Origin of the sequence: Paenibacillus whitsoniae, from assembly GCF_003955665.1 — a bacterium.
GTDB lineage: Bacteria > Bacillota > Bacilli > Paenibacillales > NBRC-103111 > Paenibacillus_E > Paenibacillus_E whitsoniae.
In genome coordinates this window covers 1-16,098 of the sequence record NZ_RXHU01000104.1, presented here as the reverse complement: position 1 = coordinate 16,098, position 16,098 = coordinate 1, and the positions used below count along the sequence as shown (strand labels likewise).

General features: G+C 52.7%; 10 protein-coding genes and 1 pseudogene. 8 read left to right on the top strand and 3 right to left on the bottom strand.

Features of this window, described 5'->3' with window-relative positions; genetic code table 11:
• The first annotated feature begins 121 nt into the window (after positions 1–121).
• A complete protein-coding gene (locus EJQ19_RS28130) occupies positions 122–1,621 on the top strand; it encodes a multicopper oxidase family protein (RefSeq protein ID WP_164716761.1) in 1,500 nt (499 codons plus the stop codon).
• 470 nt (positions 1,622–2,091) lie between these two features.
• Here EJQ19_RS28130 and EJQ19_RS28125 read toward each other — a convergent pair whose 3' ends face one another.
• The gene (locus EJQ19_RS28125; RefSeq protein ID WP_126144555.1) at positions 2,092–3,054 is read right to left on the bottom strand and encodes a phosphatidylglycerophosphatase A family protein; all 963 of its coding nucleotides are present in this window, start codon (positions 3,052–3,054) and stop codon (positions 2,092–2,094) included.
• A 212-nt stretch (positions 3,055–3,266) separates the two neighbouring features.
• On the opposite strand from EJQ19_RS28125, the pseudogene EJQ19_RS32705 reads away from it, so the two are divergent.
• The 4 genes and pseudogenes from EJQ19_RS32705 to EJQ19_RS28110 form a co-directional block, all read left to right on the top strand.
• Positions 3,267–3,981 (top strand): annotated as a pseudogene (locus EJQ19_RS32705) (GerMN domain-containing protein); the annotation flags it as partial.
• A 2-nt stretch (positions 3,982–3,983) separates the two neighbouring features.
• The coding region (locus EJQ19_RS32700; protein ID WP_241243114.1) for a GerMN domain-containing protein at positions 3,984–4,271 on the top strand (288 nt) is incomplete at its 5' end.
• A gap of 196 nt (positions 4,272–4,467) precedes the next feature.
• Positions 4,468–5,226: a ribonuclease PH gene (gene rph / locus EJQ19_RS28115; protein WP_126144553.1), complete on the top strand. Its 759-nt coding sequence runs from the start codon at positions 4,468–4,470 to the stop codon at positions 5,224–5,226.
• On the top strand, positions 5,210–5,869 hold the full coding sequence (locus EJQ19_RS28110; protein ID WP_126144552.1) for an XTP/dITP diphosphatase: 660 nt from the start codon (positions 5,210–5,212) through the stop codon (positions 5,867–5,869). Before rph ends, EJQ19_RS28110 begins: the two co-directional genes overlap by 17 nt.
• 68 nt (positions 5,870–5,937) lie before the next feature.
• Here EJQ19_RS28110 and asnB read toward each other — a convergent pair whose 3' ends face one another.
• Positions 5,938–7,782 (bottom strand): asparagine synthase (glutamine-hydrolyzing), encoded by a 1,845-nt coding sequence (asnB, locus tag EJQ19_RS28105; RefSeq protein ID WP_126144551.1) that lies wholly within the window; start codon positions 7,780–7,782, stop codon positions 5,938–5,940.
• Positions 7,783–7,951: 169 nt separating this feature from the next.
• Between asnB and EJQ19_RS28100 the strand changes: the two genes are divergently transcribed.
• Together EJQ19_RS28100 and EJQ19_RS28095 are read left to right on the top strand one after the other, a co-directional pair.
• On the top strand, positions 7,952–8,308 hold the full coding sequence (locus EJQ19_RS28100; protein WP_126144550.1) for a hypothetical protein: 357 nt from the start codon (positions 7,952–7,954) through the stop codon (positions 8,306–8,308).
• A gap of 46 nt (positions 8,309–8,354) precedes the next feature.
• Positions 8,355–8,468 (top strand): DUF4023 family protein, encoded by a 114-nt coding sequence (locus tag EJQ19_RS28095; protein ID WP_126144549.1) that lies wholly within the window; start codon positions 8,355–8,357, stop codon positions 8,466–8,468.
• A 390-nt stretch (positions 8,469–8,858) separates the two neighbouring features.
• On the opposite strand, the gene EJQ19_RS28090 is transcribed toward EJQ19_RS28095, so the two are convergent.
• Positions 8,859–10,373, bottom strand: a complete 1,515-nt coding sequence (locus EJQ19_RS28090) for an ion channel (RefSeq protein WP_164716759.1) — start codon at positions 10,371–10,373, stop codon at positions 8,859–8,861.
• 325 nt (positions 10,374–10,698) lie between these two features.
• Here EJQ19_RS28090 and EJQ19_RS28085 point away from each other — a divergent pair.
• The coding region (locus EJQ19_RS28085) for a chondroitinase-B domain-containing protein (protein WP_126144547.1) at positions 10,699–16,098 on the top strand (5,400 nt) is incomplete at its 3' end.

The window sequence follows — 16,098 nt, the reverse complement described above, 5'->3', positions numbered from 1 at the left end:
CTTTCTAGGCTTATTCGCGGTGATCATTGTCTGCCAGTGGATTGTAATAGTAAGAGAGCATCGTGAAGCCATAAAAGAAGGATTCTTCCGACGTCCGAACTTGTGGTGGAAGCATCGCGTATTGCGAGCATCTGTGGTGGCGTTGATAGCGGTTATGGTCGTTTCGAACTGGTTTCTGTGGTCATCCCATGCAAGCAAGATCCCTGATCGAATGAGCATGATGGTCGGTACCATGGATATGGGCGGCGGCAAGTTGAGCGATACTTCCATGATGATGGGGCATAGCGGTATGAATCACGCGGGATCAACGACAGGGATGGAGGCTGTTAGTGTGACCAAACTAACCGGTCCTCAAACTGGGCAACCTGACCAGCGATTTCAACTCGTTGCAGAAAAACAAAAGGTAAAGATCGCTTCGGGGGATGTGATCGACGCCTGGACGTTCAATGGCCAGCTGCCAGGGCCGGAATTGCGGGTAAAACAAGGGGATCTCGTTGAAGTTAAACTGATCAACAAAGATATCGAAGAGGGCGTTACGATCCATTGGCACGGACAGGATGTGCCTAACGCCGAGGATGGTGTATCCGGCGTTACGCAAGACGCAGTGATGCCCGGGGAGACCTTTACGTACAGGTTCATCGCGGAGCAATCAGGCTCATACTGGTACCATTCTCATCAGCAATCTTCTGAGCAGGTGAAGAAAGGATTGTTCGGGACGCTGATCGTCGAACCTGACGCAGGGCGACCTGCTGGTGAGCAGGATATCACGGTGATGGATCCGACGTATGTCACCGAGAGTGGTTCAGAGGTGAACTTTCTGAATCCTATCGAACGAAGAACAGTCGCACCTGGAACGCCGGTTCGGATGCGGCTTTTCAATACGGGGAATTGGCCGAAAATCTTTGCTCTGTCCGGTGTTGCCTACAAAGTAGATGCAATCGATGGTACGGAGGTTAATGCGCCTACGAATCTCGAGCATGTCCGGTTAGAAGTGGCTGCAGGCGGACGTTACGATGTCACGTTTATGATGCCTGATACACCTGTATTTCTCTCGACCGATCCATCTTCGGGGATGTTTCTCAGTGCAAATGGGCAGGGTGAGATGCCCAGGATAGTGGATGGCCCTTTCTTTGATCCGTTGTCCTACGGCAGCCCAAAAGCAACAAACATTAGCACGAATACTACTTTTGATCGCAGCTATGTGATGGTGTTCGATAACCGTTTAGGGTTTTATGATGGGAAGTTTGAGCGCTTGTTTACGATTAATGGCAATGTGTTCCCGGATACGCCAATGCTTATGGTAAAGGAGGGCGATCTTGTGAAGACAACGTTTGTCAATCGGAGCCTGGTGCCTCATCCCATGCATTTGCATGGTCATCATATGCTGGTTCTAAGTCGGAACGGTAGACCCACGACCGGAAGTCCGTGGTGGGTGGACACGTTGAACGTTGATCCAGGCGAATCTTATGAGGTTGCGTTCGTCGCAGACAATCCGGGTGTATGGATGGACCACTGCCACAACCTGGAGCATGCGGCCATCGGAATGACACTGCATCTTGCCTACGAAGGTGTGACATCACCCTTTGAGATTGGGCGTGCTTCACAGAACAAGCCGGAGTAAAAATTATTTCTTACCAAATTTTACCAACCGTTAAGCCCAGTTCGGATTTCATTATCGATGACACCGCTGGATCCAGCAATTTTTACGAAAAGCCTGCGCCAAAGCAGGCTTTTTACTTCAAATTGGGCAATTTCGGAGAATGCCTGCAAAATCGCAGGCAGTTTTCCTAAAATGGGCCCATCTCAGGAAATCGCGGCGAAAAAACTGCCTTATCGCGGGCATTTGTTAATTCCGGCCAAAAATGAAAAAAATTCCTGCCGATTAACAGGAATTTCGTTGCTTAGCGTAGCGCTGCAAACTTGCACGTCTCGGGTCGCCAGCGGAACCATCAGGCCCGTCGGCCTGACCGGGCGTTGGCAGCACGAAGCAACCTGGCACGACCCACCTCGCGTGGCCGCAGCGCTGCCCGTGTTCCAACCCGACCAGACGCTGGCGGAATCTCAGTCCCGCCAACCGCCGCCGGCCCCGCCTCACTTCACCGGCTTGCTGTACGTCGGCAAGTTGTTATGCGCCAGGCGGCCACACGCCGCCGCTACGATGCCGCACACCATATCGTCGATAAAGGTGTTGCACTTGCCGCCGTCGTGGTCGCTGTCGAGCTCGCGGATGATGCCGATTTTTTCCTTGTCGAGGTAGCCGAAATTCGTTAACGCGATGGTGCCGTACATCAGTGGCACAGCGGTGGCGATGCTCTCGTCTACGCCGAAAAGCCCCTCATCCTGTCCCACAATGTGGTTGTACTGCGGATTAAACTCGCCGACCTCAACGGCGGTGTCGATCTTGATCGCGAGCTGCAGCGCGTGGAACGTCTGCTGCTTGCGCAGCACCGCGAGAATATGACGCTCGCACAAGCTGCGCTCCATATCCGGGTTGTACGGCCGCTGCAACTGGTCGAGAATGTCGACCATATCGTCCAGCTTGACGCCGCGCGCTTCGAGCAGCTCCAGATTTTTCTGCGTGTAATCCACCTTGACGTTATCCGAGATGATCACGGATGCGGTAGAAGCCACAATGGCGCAGATGCCTTTGGAGATGAACGATTTCGGCCTTTTGGTCGGGAAAAAGAAACGGAACTTGCAGTCAATAAAGCCGAACAGCGAAATGGCGCCGCTGCCGTACAGCCCGCAAATGGACATCGCAATCGTCCGATGCACGTTGTAGGCCGGATCCTTCATGGAGGCGAGCAGCTCGGGATCGTGTTTGACTTTCTTTTGCAGCTCCATGAGGGTGGACATGACGTTATACGTTTCGGTTTTGCTCAAAACACCCAGCAGGGTGGTCGTAATCAGCTCCGACGGAATTTTGCGAATGCCTTTTATTTCAACAAGCAGTCTTGCGACAGCTTCTTCCATAACGGCTTGCGGATAATGGCTGAAAATTTCTTCGCGGAATTCATTGAAAATGATGGTTTTATCTTTCAGGAATGTTCGCATGGCAGGCGCCTCCCGGTTGTGTGATCGCAATGATCTTCAGTATAGCATATGAAGGCGGATTGTTGAAAAACCATGCTTTGATGAAGAATGTCCCATTTTTATGAAAAAGTCGGACAAAGCCGGTCTAAAACGGACAAAGCCCTATATACATAGTAATACGAAGAGCATCGTACAGGCCGTGATGCCAGCCAAACGCGAGGGAGGAATTAGGAATGAAACATCAACATTGGATTCGTTCAGCTGCAATAGCGGGGGTGATTGTCCTGCTGACCACGGGATGTTCGGTTCTCGGGACGGGTAAAAAAAGCGATATCGACGCACCGCCAAAAACCGGCACAGAGGCAGAAGTCAAAACGACGTCCGCTGCCGTGACGATCGATATGGCGGACGAGAATACGTCGCAAATGACGGTGTATGTTCAGGATGCCAAAGGCTTCGTGACGCCGTTAAGCCTCGGCTTGCCGAAAACCGTGTCGGTCGCTAAAACGACGCTGGAATACATGGTCGCCGGCGGCCCGGTGCAAAGCTTGCTGCCAGCCGGGTTCCAAGCACTGCTGCCCGAGGGCACGAAGGTAATCTCCTTGAACGTCAAAGCGGATAAGACCGCCGTTGTCGACTTCTCTAAAGAGTTCCTTAACTATGATGAGAAGAACGAGCGCAAGCTGCTCGAAGCGGTTACCTGGAACTTGACGAACTTCCAGACCGTCGACAAAGTCCAGCTGCGCGTAGACGGGAAGGATCTGAAAGAAATGCCGAAAGCCAAAACGCCGCTCGACAACCCGCTGGCCCGCTCGATGGGCATCAACCTGGAGAAGGCGGAGGATGCGGAATTCGGCCAATCGACACCGGTTACGCTCTACTTCCTGAATCAAAACGATCAAAACTATAAATATTACGTGCCGGTCACCCGGCTCGTGAAACGGACGGNNGCGAAGAAAGGGCTTGCCGCCGTTCTGAATACAGCAACGGAAGTTAAAAGCGTGAAGCCGGCGGCTGACGGCCTGATCACCGTTGATTTCTCGAATAAGCTGCTCGGCTCCGATCAGAAGGCTTCCGCCGACGCGCTTCAATCCGTGATCTTGTCTTTGACGGAGAACACAGGCTACAAGCAAGTGCAGATCAAAGTCGACGGCGCGCTCAAAATCACGTCCTCCGACGGCCAGAACTATAATAAGCCGGTTCTAAGACCTGCTCATATCAATCCTTCCAAGCTCTAAACCCGTCAGGGTACCGCAACCGACCGCCAGCTGCACATCCGTCTAATGACGCACCGTGCGGCTGGCGGTTTATTGTTTTCAGCCAATTCTGAATTGAGGAGTTTCTGGCTGCCGGGATGCTTTTCTTTTTCTAGTTTGTTACAATGGGGGCATAGCATCTGCTTTGGCAGGAAGCAACAGGAGGAGATGGCAAGACATGAGAATCGGCGGAAGAACGGATCAACAGCTAAGACCTATGCGAATTACGCCTAACTATATAAAACATGCGGAAGGCTCGGTGTTGATCGAAGTCGGCGATACGAAAGTGATTTGTACGGCAACGATTGAGGAGCGCGTGCCCCCGTTTTTGAAAGGGCAGGGAAAGGGCTGGGTGACAGCTGAATACTCGATGCTGCCTAGAGCGACGCAGGTGCGCAACCAGCGGGAAGCGGCGAAAGGCAAGCTCGGCGGACGGACAATGGAGATTCAGCGTCTGATCGGGCGGGCGCTGCGCGCTGTCGTCAATCTGGAGGCGCTTGGCGAGCGCTCCATTACGCTGGATTGCGACGTCATTCAAGCGGACGGCGGCACCCGAACGGCTTCGATTACCGGTGCGTTTGTGGCGATGGCCTACGCGATTCAAAAAGTCGCGACGGACAAACATTTGGCGAAATTTCCAATTACGGATTTTCTGGCGGCGGTCAGTGTCGGCGTGATTGGGGATACGCCGCGGCTTGATTTGAACTATGAAGAGGATTCGCAGGCAAAGGTTGATATGAACGTGGTCATGACCGGTCAAGGCCAGTTTGTTGAAATTCAAGGGACAGGCGAGGATGCGCCGTTCTCGCGCAAGGAGCTGGATGAGCTGCTCGCCTTGGCGGAGTCCGGCATTGCGGAGATGATCGCCGCCCAGACGGAAGCGTTAGGTCCGATCGCAGAACGTATAAGAGGTGCTCAGCATGCAGCTGCAAAGTAACATTGTGGTTATCGCCACGCGCAACGAAGGAAAAGTGAAGGAGTTTGCCAAGCTTTTCGGGGATAAAGGATATAAGGTCCGCAGCTTGGCCGACTACACGGATCTGCCGGAGATCGTTGAGAGCGGTGCGACGTTTGCGGAGAACGCGCGGATCAAGGCACAGACGATTTCGGCCCATCTCCATGTGCCGGTGCTGGCCGACGATTCGGGGCTGTGCGTCAAAGCGCTGGACGGCAGACCTGGCGTGTATTCCGCGCGTTTCGCCGGAGAGCAGGCGACAGATGCCGAGAATAATGAGCAGCTGCTCCGAGCGCTGAAGGAAGCGGAGAGCCGCGAGCTGCATCTTGTGCCGGCGGAAGGGGAGCATCCCGAGCTGCTGAGTCCTGCGGCTTTCGTCTGCGCCTTGTCGTTGATCGATCCGGTTGCGAATGAAGTGATCGAAGCCGAGGATGAGTTCCAAGGCTACATCATCGGCGAGCATCGCGGTGAGAGCGGTTTTGGCTATGACCCGATCTTTTACATCCCGGAATTGGGACGGACGATGGCGGAGCTCTCCATTGAGGAAAAAAACGAGCTCAGCCACCGCGCCAAAGCGCTGCGCTCGTTCCTGAATCAGCTTCCGGACGTCAGAAAGCCGATATAAGCGCTGCACAGAGCAGCTTGTAAAAAGCCCGCAACCGGAGTCAGCTCCGGCGGCGGGCTTTTTAACATTTAACGAATCGAGATTTTATACGTTCTGAGCCAGTAATCCACTTGGGCCAAATACGCAAACATTTGCGGTCCCGTCATCAATTGTCCGAACCATGGAAGGTTGAATTCGTTCGAGTCGGAGCTGGCGAGCGCGCGAATTTTGTTCACGTCGATGAACGGCAGCAGGGGAGACGAAGAGTCGTCGAGAATCTCCAACACCCATTTGCGTACGGCGGCCAAATAATTCGGGTTGTGCGTTTTCGGATACGGGCTTTTTTTCCGTGTCAGCACGTCGTCTGGCAGCACGCCTTTGAGCGCTTTGCGGAGGATGCCTTTTTCCCGGTCGCCCGACGTCTTGATTTCCCAAGGGATGTTCCACACATATTCGACAAGCCTGTGATCGCAGAAAGGCACGCGAACCTCGAGCCCGACCCCCATGCTCATCCGGTCTTTGCGGTCCAGCAGCGTCGGCATGAATCGGGTAATGTTGAGATAAGACATTTCCCTCATCCGGTTCTGCTGCGTTGTCTCGCCGGCCAGCCGTGGCACTTCGCTGAGCGCCTGCTGATAGCGGTTCGCGACATACTCGACCGGCTTGATCCAATCGACGAAGTCCGAAGCCAGGAGATCGACTCGGTTCGCCAGCTTGAGCGACCAAGGGAACGTATTGGCTTCAAGCGCCTCCGCGTTATGAAACCAGGGATATCCGCCGAAAATTTCATCGGCCGCCTCGCCGGAGATCGCGACGGTCGCTTCCTTCTTGATTTCGCGGCAGAACAGATACAGCGAGCCGTCGACATCGGCCATCCCCGGCGTATCGCGGGCAAGCACGCCCGCTTTCAGCGATTCGACCAGCTCGGGCGTATCAAATTCGATATAATGATGCTCCGTTCCCAAATGCTCCGTCATTCGCTTAATCCATGGCGCATCGGCGTTCGGCTGAAACAGATTCGCTTTAAAATGCTTGTCGTTGTCTTTATAGTCGACGGAGAACGTGTGCAGCGCGCCCTTACCGCTCGTTTTGTAATGCTCGGCGGCGAGTGCCGTCAGCGCGCTGGAATCGAGTCCGCCGGACAGCAGCGTACAGATCGGCACGTCGGATACGAGCTGGCGCTGTGCGGTATCGTTCAGCAGGTGCTGGATTTGCTTAGCGGTTGCGTCAACATCGTCCGCGTGCGGCTTGCTCTCCAGCTTCCAGTACGTACGGACGGAGAGGCCGTTGCGGTCGAAAATCGCATACTGTCCCGGCTTCAGCTCGGCCATGTTCCGGTAAATGCCGTGACCCGGCGTCCGCGCCGGTCCTACCGCAAAGATTTCGGCAAAGCCTTCGGCGCCGACTTCCGCTTTGAAATCGGGATGGGCGAGAATCGCTTTCGGCTCGGAGCCGAATAGAAGGACGCTTTCCTGATGAGAATAAAAAAGCGGCTTTACGCCGAGTCGGTCTCTTACTAATAGAAGGGACTGCTCCTGATCATTCCAGGCCGCGAAGGCAAAGATGCCGTTCAACCGGTCAATACAGGCTTTTCCCCACTCGATAAAAGCGACAAGCAGCACTTCGGTATCGCACGTTGTGCGGAAGTGATGTCCGCGCTGCTCCAGCTCTCTTTTCAACTCAGGGGCGTTATAGAGCTCGCCGTTATAGACAATCGTATACGTATAGTCGCCTTGTTTGCGAATCATGGGCTGAGCGCCGTTCTCAGGGTCCATGACGCTGAGGCGCCGATGTCCAAGGGCACAATGCTGCGAGATCCAAGTGCCGGAGGCATCCGGTCCGCGCAGGTGGAGCGTTTCGGTCATATTTTCTAGAATCGACGGGTACCCGGTCAAGTCTTTCCGCCAATCGATCCAACCCGTTATTCCGCACATAGACGTTCCTTCCTTTCTTCTCGAAGAGCATAATAATAAAGGGTATGCGGGCGCGGCGCGGATAATGTCTGTCCTTGTCATGTCAGGCGGGCGTGACATTTTGTGTTTTGGCGCTAGGGCTGTTACAATCAAACTATTACGGCAATTCTACTGATGAAGGTGATGAAGAATGAAAAAGAAGCACTCGAAAGCACAGATCGACTATTTGGCGGCCAAAGAACACTTTTTGCAAATTAGCGCCCAAGCGGATAAGCGCATAACTGCGCTTCGTGAAGAAGGCAAAGAAGTCGGACAAGCGGAGATGGAAGAGATCATTGAGCGCGTAGGGCTTCATCGTGCGTTCAACGAGCTGACGCATGCGGAGAACGTGTTGATCAACTGGACGCAAACCGCCATCAAATCCGAACCGGAATTTATTCAAAATCGTTCCACATTCGAAGCATTATATGAAAGAGTCAAAACCGACGTCGAAGCCCGCGGCGCGATCCTTAACCTGGCGATGCGTTTAAATTTGGAGCTTGTGTGACATTCTAAAAGGGTAGTGCCATTCTTTCTTCAGGAGGCGAATGCTCATGGATAGTCATTTCATTAGCAAGCTGCACGACAAGCAGAGGAAAGCCGAGAAGAATCGCAGGACACAAGGTGACGGTCAGACAGGCAAAAACTTGCCTCACAAGATGCACTAATGGTGCTTTCCGAAATTTACTTTTTATTTTGGAAAGTCGCCTAATGTTCTTCGTGGCACGACAAAAGTCTGCAGAGAGCGCAATGCTCTTTGCAGACTTTTTGCATGGATCTGGCAACGAAATCCGGCATATTCGGACGCTCAACCTTCCATACTAATCAGGCAGTTCAACGCTATATTATAGAAGGAGTGCTGTCACGATGGGTAAAAAGAAAAGTATGGGTCAACAAATTCAAAGCACGGTCGATCACTCAAAGCAATCCTCGAGAGCTCAGTCGAATCTGGATTCTACGGAGCCTGGACATCTTCCTCCGAACCGCCCTTCGGTTTAGGAAGCGGAAAGTCGGCAAAGACTCGGCGTTAGTGCGTTAGTGCCGGGTCTTTTTTATGACTAGAAGCCTTGTTTAACGTAGTTTATAAAGGTGCTAATTAAGGCATAAATAGAATAAAGTTGCAGCAACGAAATGATGATACTCATGATTCGCCAGTCATTTCTTTTTCTGACCCTCGGTGGCAGATTGTCGCAATCCACCAGATGATCATGATTAGGCATGGGGTTGCTGCGAGCGAAATTTATTTTTGTCACGACTAAACTGAATAAAATGACTTGAGATATAAACCCTAACACCATTTCAGCGATGGCAATATATCTAAGATCGCCTTTTGGAGAAAGATCGCCATAACCAACGGTAAAGAAGGTTGTTGCACTATAATAAATAGCATCGCTAAATTTTAATTTATAGTTCACTTTATGTAAGGTATTTCCATTTTTCAACGACATGTCATAGGTGTCATAATCATCGAGTGGAATATTTAAGTAATTCTTGCTGGGAGCACTCATCTCGGTTGTAGTAGATTGTAATTTAAAATCAGGAAGAGAATAGGAAATCTCGCTGGTTTTGATAGAGCTATTGGATATTCCACAATAAAGTACAGCAAAACTAACAATAACTAAAGTGGCGTACAGCACGATGTGAGTTGAGACGAATCCGATATGATTGTGTCTATTTGAAAATAAAATTCTTATAAAATTGATGATACATAGGATAATTAAAATGATGGTTACCGTGGGAGGAACCCAGTAAAAATTATGATTTTGATTGAACGGGTATATGGAAGACAAGGTTGGCGATAAAGATAAAAAGGACGCATAGACAGCAACTAAACTTAAGAAATTTTTCTTGTAGTAATAATAGAAATAACAAAATAAACAATAGATCATGGAGAGAACAATAAAAGAAAATGCTATGGACGAATAATTACTATTTCCATCAGGTGTATTGTAGGATCGATATACGGTGATTCCCCATAAGCCCGCTTTTGAGGTTTTAGCTTTTTCCTGACTAATCCACAAACTGGGCAATTCGTTATTCTCTTTTGATACAACGACAAAACCTTCTTGAACAATGAGTTGATTAAAATCAATCGTTAAGTTTTCATCGAGAAAGACCAAATATTCATCGTTTGATCCTATTCTTTTAAGAAAGATGTCGTGGTTTAACAATAAGTTATTGTAATATTCTTTTGCTCTACTTATCAGGTATTCAAGGGACTCCCCCTTAAAATAGGCGCTCGATACAAAATGGACCCTATATTCCGGAATATCTTTCATGTCGTCTGTTATGACGTGAATACCATCTTCAGTCATTACAGATTTTTCTTCTTGTTTGTATTTTTGAATGTACTCCTTATAATAATCCACATTAATCCCGTATAATTTAATCGTGTCCCCGTCTTCTAGCTTTAATGTCTCTAGGTCCAGGACCTGAGCGACTTTCGCTTTCGTTAGAACAGAATAGGAAGAATCGGCCGCGTAAGAATTGGATGATGGCACGCCGATAGTTAATATTGAAAAAATGAAAATAAGACATATACACCCCAGAAAAGTTCTTGTTCGTTTTACCATACCTATCTCCTCAATCGAAGTTGTGATGACCATGATCTTTAGGAATATTATGCCATTGCTTGCTAGCCGTGAACAGCCGCAAAGTCGGCTGTTTTTGCATTTTTGCAGGCGCTTTGCGAAAAATGGAGGGGGCAATTTGCAATTTTAATGATGCATTTGCGTTTTTGCTGATGTTCACGGCACCTTTGGCGGCTATAGGCTATGTAATAGAGCCAAACTTTCAGATCGGTGGGACAAACGCAGTCAATACGCCATATCCGTAAGCGAGACTCTTCGAAAGCTTTCGATAGAAAGAAGTTTACTCTAATGATACCGAGGTGACTTTATGCGTAGTAAACGGCCAAAATCTTATGTCAGTATGATGCTTGCCGCAGTTCTGACGGCCTGTTCATTCCCACAAAATGTATCCGCTTCCATTCCGGCAGTGACGTTGTCGACGGGATTTGAGTCGCCTGATTTTGCAGTCGGCGATCAGATTACGAACACCAACGCAATAGGAGGCTGGAAAGGCAATGCGTCGGGGGCGGGGAATGAATGGACGATCCTCCAAGACGGGGACAACGGCAATGTCATTCAGAGCAATACGACAAGCAGTCTCTATCTTTCCAATGCAACGAAGTCTTTTCCGGCTGACAGTGCATTCTCCGGGCAAATAAAGGACAGCGCCGCGACAGGTGCCGGCGAGCATCCCGGACTGCTTCGATACACGGACAGCAAAAACTTTTATGCGCTTGGCTTGACCGGAGGCAGCCTGGAATGGCGTGGCAAAGCGAACAATACAACATTGAGCAGCTCGACGTTTCCGGCTGCCGTCACGGTAGGGAACGCTTGTGATAACGGCGCCTCGGCAACCTATTGTACACTGAGCCTTGTAGTGCGCGGAGGCGCGATGTACGGCTCGGTCAAGAACGGACCGGCGCTTATCGCCAAGGTCAACGACAGCTTGGCGATGTCATCTGTTCCGTACGTTGGGTTCGTGACGCAGAAAGGCGCTGCCAGCTTCGACAACCCTTACGCCACCGATACGCCGCTTGGCGCGCCAAGCGATCTGATCGGCACTTACTCCGGCACGACAATCAATCTGACCTGGTCGGCTGTCGCCGGCGCTGACAGTTATGTGATTCGGCGGGCGACGGCGGTTGCCGGTCCTTATCTTTATGCCGGCACATCCAGCACCCCGGCTTTTACGGACACAGGGGTTGCGGCTCCGCTGACATCCTATTATATGGTGAGTCCGTCTATGGCAACGCCGGAAGGCTCGTCGGTGGAAGGGGTTCCAGCCTTTGTCTCCATCGGTGAGATGGCTTTGACCGGGGCATCTGGCAACAACAAGATCGATCTGACTTGGAGCGGCTTCACCTCGGCGGCGAGCTACACGATCTGGCGCAGTACGACAAGCGACAGCGGCTACGTGCAGATCGGAACGGCCGATAGCGGGACGACGACCTACAGCGATACGTCGGCTGTCAACGGCTCAACCTACTATTATAGGGTGCAGGCTGTAACTGCAAGCTCCAGTAAAACACCGAGCCTGACGGTGGGCAATGCCGCGCCTTTGGCGACGACGGCCGGCGTCGCGACACCGAATCCTCCGACCGGACTGACCGCAGCCGCGGAGGGGACAGGGATTGTACTTAACTGGTCTCCGGTAAGCGGTGTGAACAGCTACAGCATCTGGCGCAGTGCGACAAGCGGCAGCGGCTACACCCAGATCGGCACGACGGCGGATGGCGTGACGACGAGCTATTCGGATATTGGCATCGCCAACGGCACGTACTACTACGTGGTGCAGGCGGTGAATACGGGAGGCTCCAGCGTCAACTCTGCGGAAGCGAGCGCGACGTTGAACGCGACAACGCTCGGCGCGCCAACCGATGTGACGGCGACCGCTTCGGGCGACGCGACGATTGCGTTGTCCTGGCAGCCTTTAAGCGGCGCGACCGGCTATGTGGTCTCACGCAGCATGCGGAGCGGTGGCGGTTATATGCCAATCGGCACGGTGGCGGATGGCGGGGCGACGGGTTTCACGGACAATGGTGTGGAGAACGGCACTTGGTATTACACGGTGCAAGCCGTGAATCCGGCAGGAACGAGCACTCGCTCTGCGGAAGCAAGCTCAACGCTGGCGGCGCCGGACGTACCGACCGGTTTGACGGCAAATGCCAGCGCCGGCACGCAAGTGGGTCTGCAATGGAACGCTGTGAGCGGCGCAACCGGCTACAAGGTACTGCGCAGCACCAAGGACGGCAGTGAATACACGACGGTCGGAACGACGACCGGCAGCGGTACAACCAGCTTTGCGGATAAGCATATCGCGAGCGGCACGACTTATTATTACGTCGTCCGGGCGACGAATAACGGCGGCTCCAGCGCGAATTCGCAGCAGGTGAGCGCAACGCCGGTATACACGATCAGCAGCGGAACGACCGTGAATGTTTCGACGGCGGAACAGTTGGATGCCGCGCTGGCGAGCGCGCAGGCAGGCACGACGATTGTGCTGGCGGACGGAAACTATACGAAGAATGGTCCGTTCGAATTGAAAGGCAAGGTTGGCACGCTGACATCGCCGATCACGATCAAGGCGGCGCATACCGGCCGGGCGATCATTACCGGCGCCGCCTATTTGAAGGTGTCGACCGCGTCGGCCTATGTTAACGTGCAAGGGCTGCGTTTTACCAATACGGACAACGTTTCCTTGCTTCTGGACAGCTCGAACAGCATCCGAGTAACGGAGTGTTCCTTCGAACAAATCGAGAATCCGAATAACGCGACCGCAAACATTGCGTATATGCAGATTCGCGGTGCGAACAGCGATTATATTCAGGTCGACCATAACGTCTTCGCGAATAAAACGCAGCAAGGACAAGGCATGAGCATCGACGGCAACGGCGGTTCGGCGATGTCCCAGTATCTTACGATCGAATACAATTTGTTCCGCAACTTCGGCCCGCGCATTGCGAACGGCATGGAGTCGATCCGGCTCGGTCTGTCCGGTGTGTCCATGCTGAGCGGATATGCAGTCGTGCAATACAACGAATTCGACAATGCTGATGGCGATCCCGAGAGCATCTCGGTTAAGAGCAGCGACAACACGATTCGCTACAACACGTTCCGCAACTCCCAATCGCAGCTAACGCTGCGTCACGGCAACGGGTCGGACGTGTATGGGAATTATTTTATCGGCGACGGGGTGAAAGAAGGGGTTGGCGGCATCCGGGTGTATGGCGTCAATCATAAGATTTATAACAATTACTTTGCTGGCTTAACGACGGAAGCGATTCTGGTTGACAGCGGGGATGTCGATCATGGGCCTGCGATTGTAAATTACAAAAATTTCGCCAGCGATTACAACCAGCACTGGCCGGTGTACCGGACGCAAGTCGTGAACAACACAGTTGTGAACAGCGTTTACGGCATTATCGTCGGACATCCGCCGTACACCACCAATACGAAATATTTTTATAAACCGATTGACACGGTCATTGCCAACAATCTGGTTCAACATACGACCAACGAAGCTTATCTCGAAACGGTAGACAGCAATACGGTGTACCAGGACAACATCGGATTCACAGCGGCACCTAGCACGCCGGCCCGGACAATCGCGGAAGTTCGGAATGTCGATCCGCAGCTGATCTTGCAAGCTGACGGTTTGTACCGGCTGCAGGCTGGCAGCGCAGCGATTGATGCGGCGACTCGCACGTACCCATACGTGCAAGACGACATGGACGGGCAGCCGCGCAATGCGGCAGCGGATATTGGCGCCGACGAATATTCGACTGCGGCGGCAGTGAGACAGCCGGCTGCGTACGTCGGTTATCCGATCTGGCTGAATGCAAACGCAATCACCTTGCAGGTGGAAGCGGAAAATTATTCATCCCTGCGAGGCGACCTGTCTGTGGGCGTCTGTCCCACTTGTTCCGGCGGGCGGCTCATGAAGTCGGGCGCTTCGGCAGCGACGACGCCTGCAAGCCTGCTGTATCGGTTTGATGTAGCGGGCGATGGCAGCTATTATGTACATCTGCTTGGCGGCGGCGCAGTCAATCCGGATACGTTGCTCGTGTCCGTGGACGGCGGCCCGGACATGGCTGTGAGCCTGGCAGCTGGAGCTATGGGGTGGAGTTCCACGTCCGCTTCCTTCACGCTGAGCGGGGGGATGCACGATCTAGTGTTGAAGCCGCAACAGGGCGGCATTCAGCTTGACAAGCTGGTGTTGTCCAGAAGCAGCAAGCCGCCGATTGATGCGTCGCTGCCGAAAGCATCGGGCATTCAGGTAAACGGCATTGCGCTGCCTGATTTTGCTCCGGATAAATACAGCTACATCGTGCAGCAGCCTGTGGGTACGCAAAGAGTGCCGATCGTGACGGCGACGAGCGCGGGCGCGGTGCAGGTGACGCAGTCTGCGACGCCGTTCGGTACAGCTGTCGTGCATGTGACAGACCTGAACGATCCTTATCAGGCCACCGATTACACGGTGACGCTGACGGGGCTGCCGACTTACGGCGCGATCCCGGAGCGCCTGCTGCCTTACCCGATTGTCGGGTCAGCGGCCAGTGATTTTAAAGCGCCATATTCGCATACGAACGCCTATGACAACAGTATGTCGACCCGGTTTGCCGCCAATGGCGAGCAGTGGGCGACGTTCGACCTTGGTCAGGCGAAGCCGGTGAAGTATGTTCTCATTTCCTTTTATAATGGAGACTTGGATCAATATCGGTTCGATCTTGAAGCATCCATTGATAACACGGTATGGAACTCGGTTTATTCGGGTTTCAGCAGCCGCGCCACCTCGAATCTGGAAATGTTGGAGCTTCCGCTGACCGAGGCGCGCTACATCAAGTTCAACGGGCATGGCAACTCGAAGGATGCTTGGAACAATATCGTTGAAATTGTGATTGCCGGACAGTCTCCGGTCTCTTCGGTGCAGCTGAACGTGCCGGATAACCTGAACGTAGGGCAATCTGCCGCAAGCGTGCTGAGTGCCACCTATGACTATGGATCGCAGGCACCGCTGGCGCAGGGTGTTGGTTTTACAAGCAGCAATCCGGGCGTTGCTTCGATTGACGCCTCAGGCCTAATTCGTGCGGCAGGCGTTGGCTCGACGGTCATTACGGCGACCTACGGCTTGTTCCAGGACGCGAGGACGTTGGTCGTATCGTCGCCGGTGCCAAGTGATCTGACAGCAGTCTCCGGTGAACGGATCAACATAACAGGCGCACCTGTCAATATCACGGTTCCGATGGGTGTAACGAATGTCAGCATGCAGATGACTGCGACAACAGAAGGTTCGAACTTGGCAGCGACGCTGCCGAAGATTGAGGTGGCGGCGGCGACAGCTTTGGGTAATGTGAGGGTTGCGATTCCGGCCGCTACAAGAGTTATGGCTCCATCCACTTGGGATGGCACGATCAAGCTGCCGGAAGTACGAAGCAATAGCAGTGTCTCCATCGGCAATGCCACTGTGGGTGCGGTGATTGAAGTCGGTTCGTCGGATGTCGCGTTAACATTCGATAAAGCGGTGCGTTTGCTGATCCCGAATCAAGGGGGGAAATTAGCCGGATACGTGCGAAATGGCGTGTTTACGCCAATTAGCCGGACAATTTCCGCAGACACGCAAGCTGCGGCAGACAGTGAGATTGCTGCTGGCGGAGAAGCTGCAATCAAGGTCGGAGGAGACCTTGTGATCTGGACGAAACATTTTACCCTGTTCGCCAGCTATACGCCG

Bases quoted from the DNA above. Each gene is read 5' to 3' on its own strand.
- asnB (WP_126144551.1), bottom strand. From the start codon at position 7,782: ATGTGCGGAATAACGGGTTGGATCGATTGGCGGAAAGACTTGACCGGG.
- EJQ19_RS28110 (WP_126144552.1), top strand. From the start codon at position 5,210: ATGCAGCTGCAAAGTAACATTGTGGTTATCGCCACGCGCAACGAAGGA.
- EJQ19_RS28125 (WP_126144555.1), bottom strand. From the start codon at position 3,054: ATGCGAACATTCCTGAAAGATAAAACCATCATTTTCAATGAATTCCGC.
- EJQ19_RS28090 (WP_164716759.1), bottom strand. From the start codon at position 10,373: ATGGTAAAACGAACAAGAACTTTTCTGGGGTGTATATGTCTTATTTTC.
- EJQ19_RS28095 (WP_126144549.1), top strand. From the start codon at position 8,355: ATGGATAGTCATTTCATTAGCAAGCTGCACGACAAGCAGAGGAAAGCC.
- rph (WP_126144553.1), top strand. From the start codon at position 4,468: ATGAGAATCGGCGGAAGAACGGATCAACAGCTAAGACCTATGCGAATT.
- EJQ19_RS28100 (WP_126144550.1), top strand. From the start codon at position 7,952: ATGAAAAAGAAGCACTCGAAAGCACAGATCGACTATTTGGCGGCCAAA.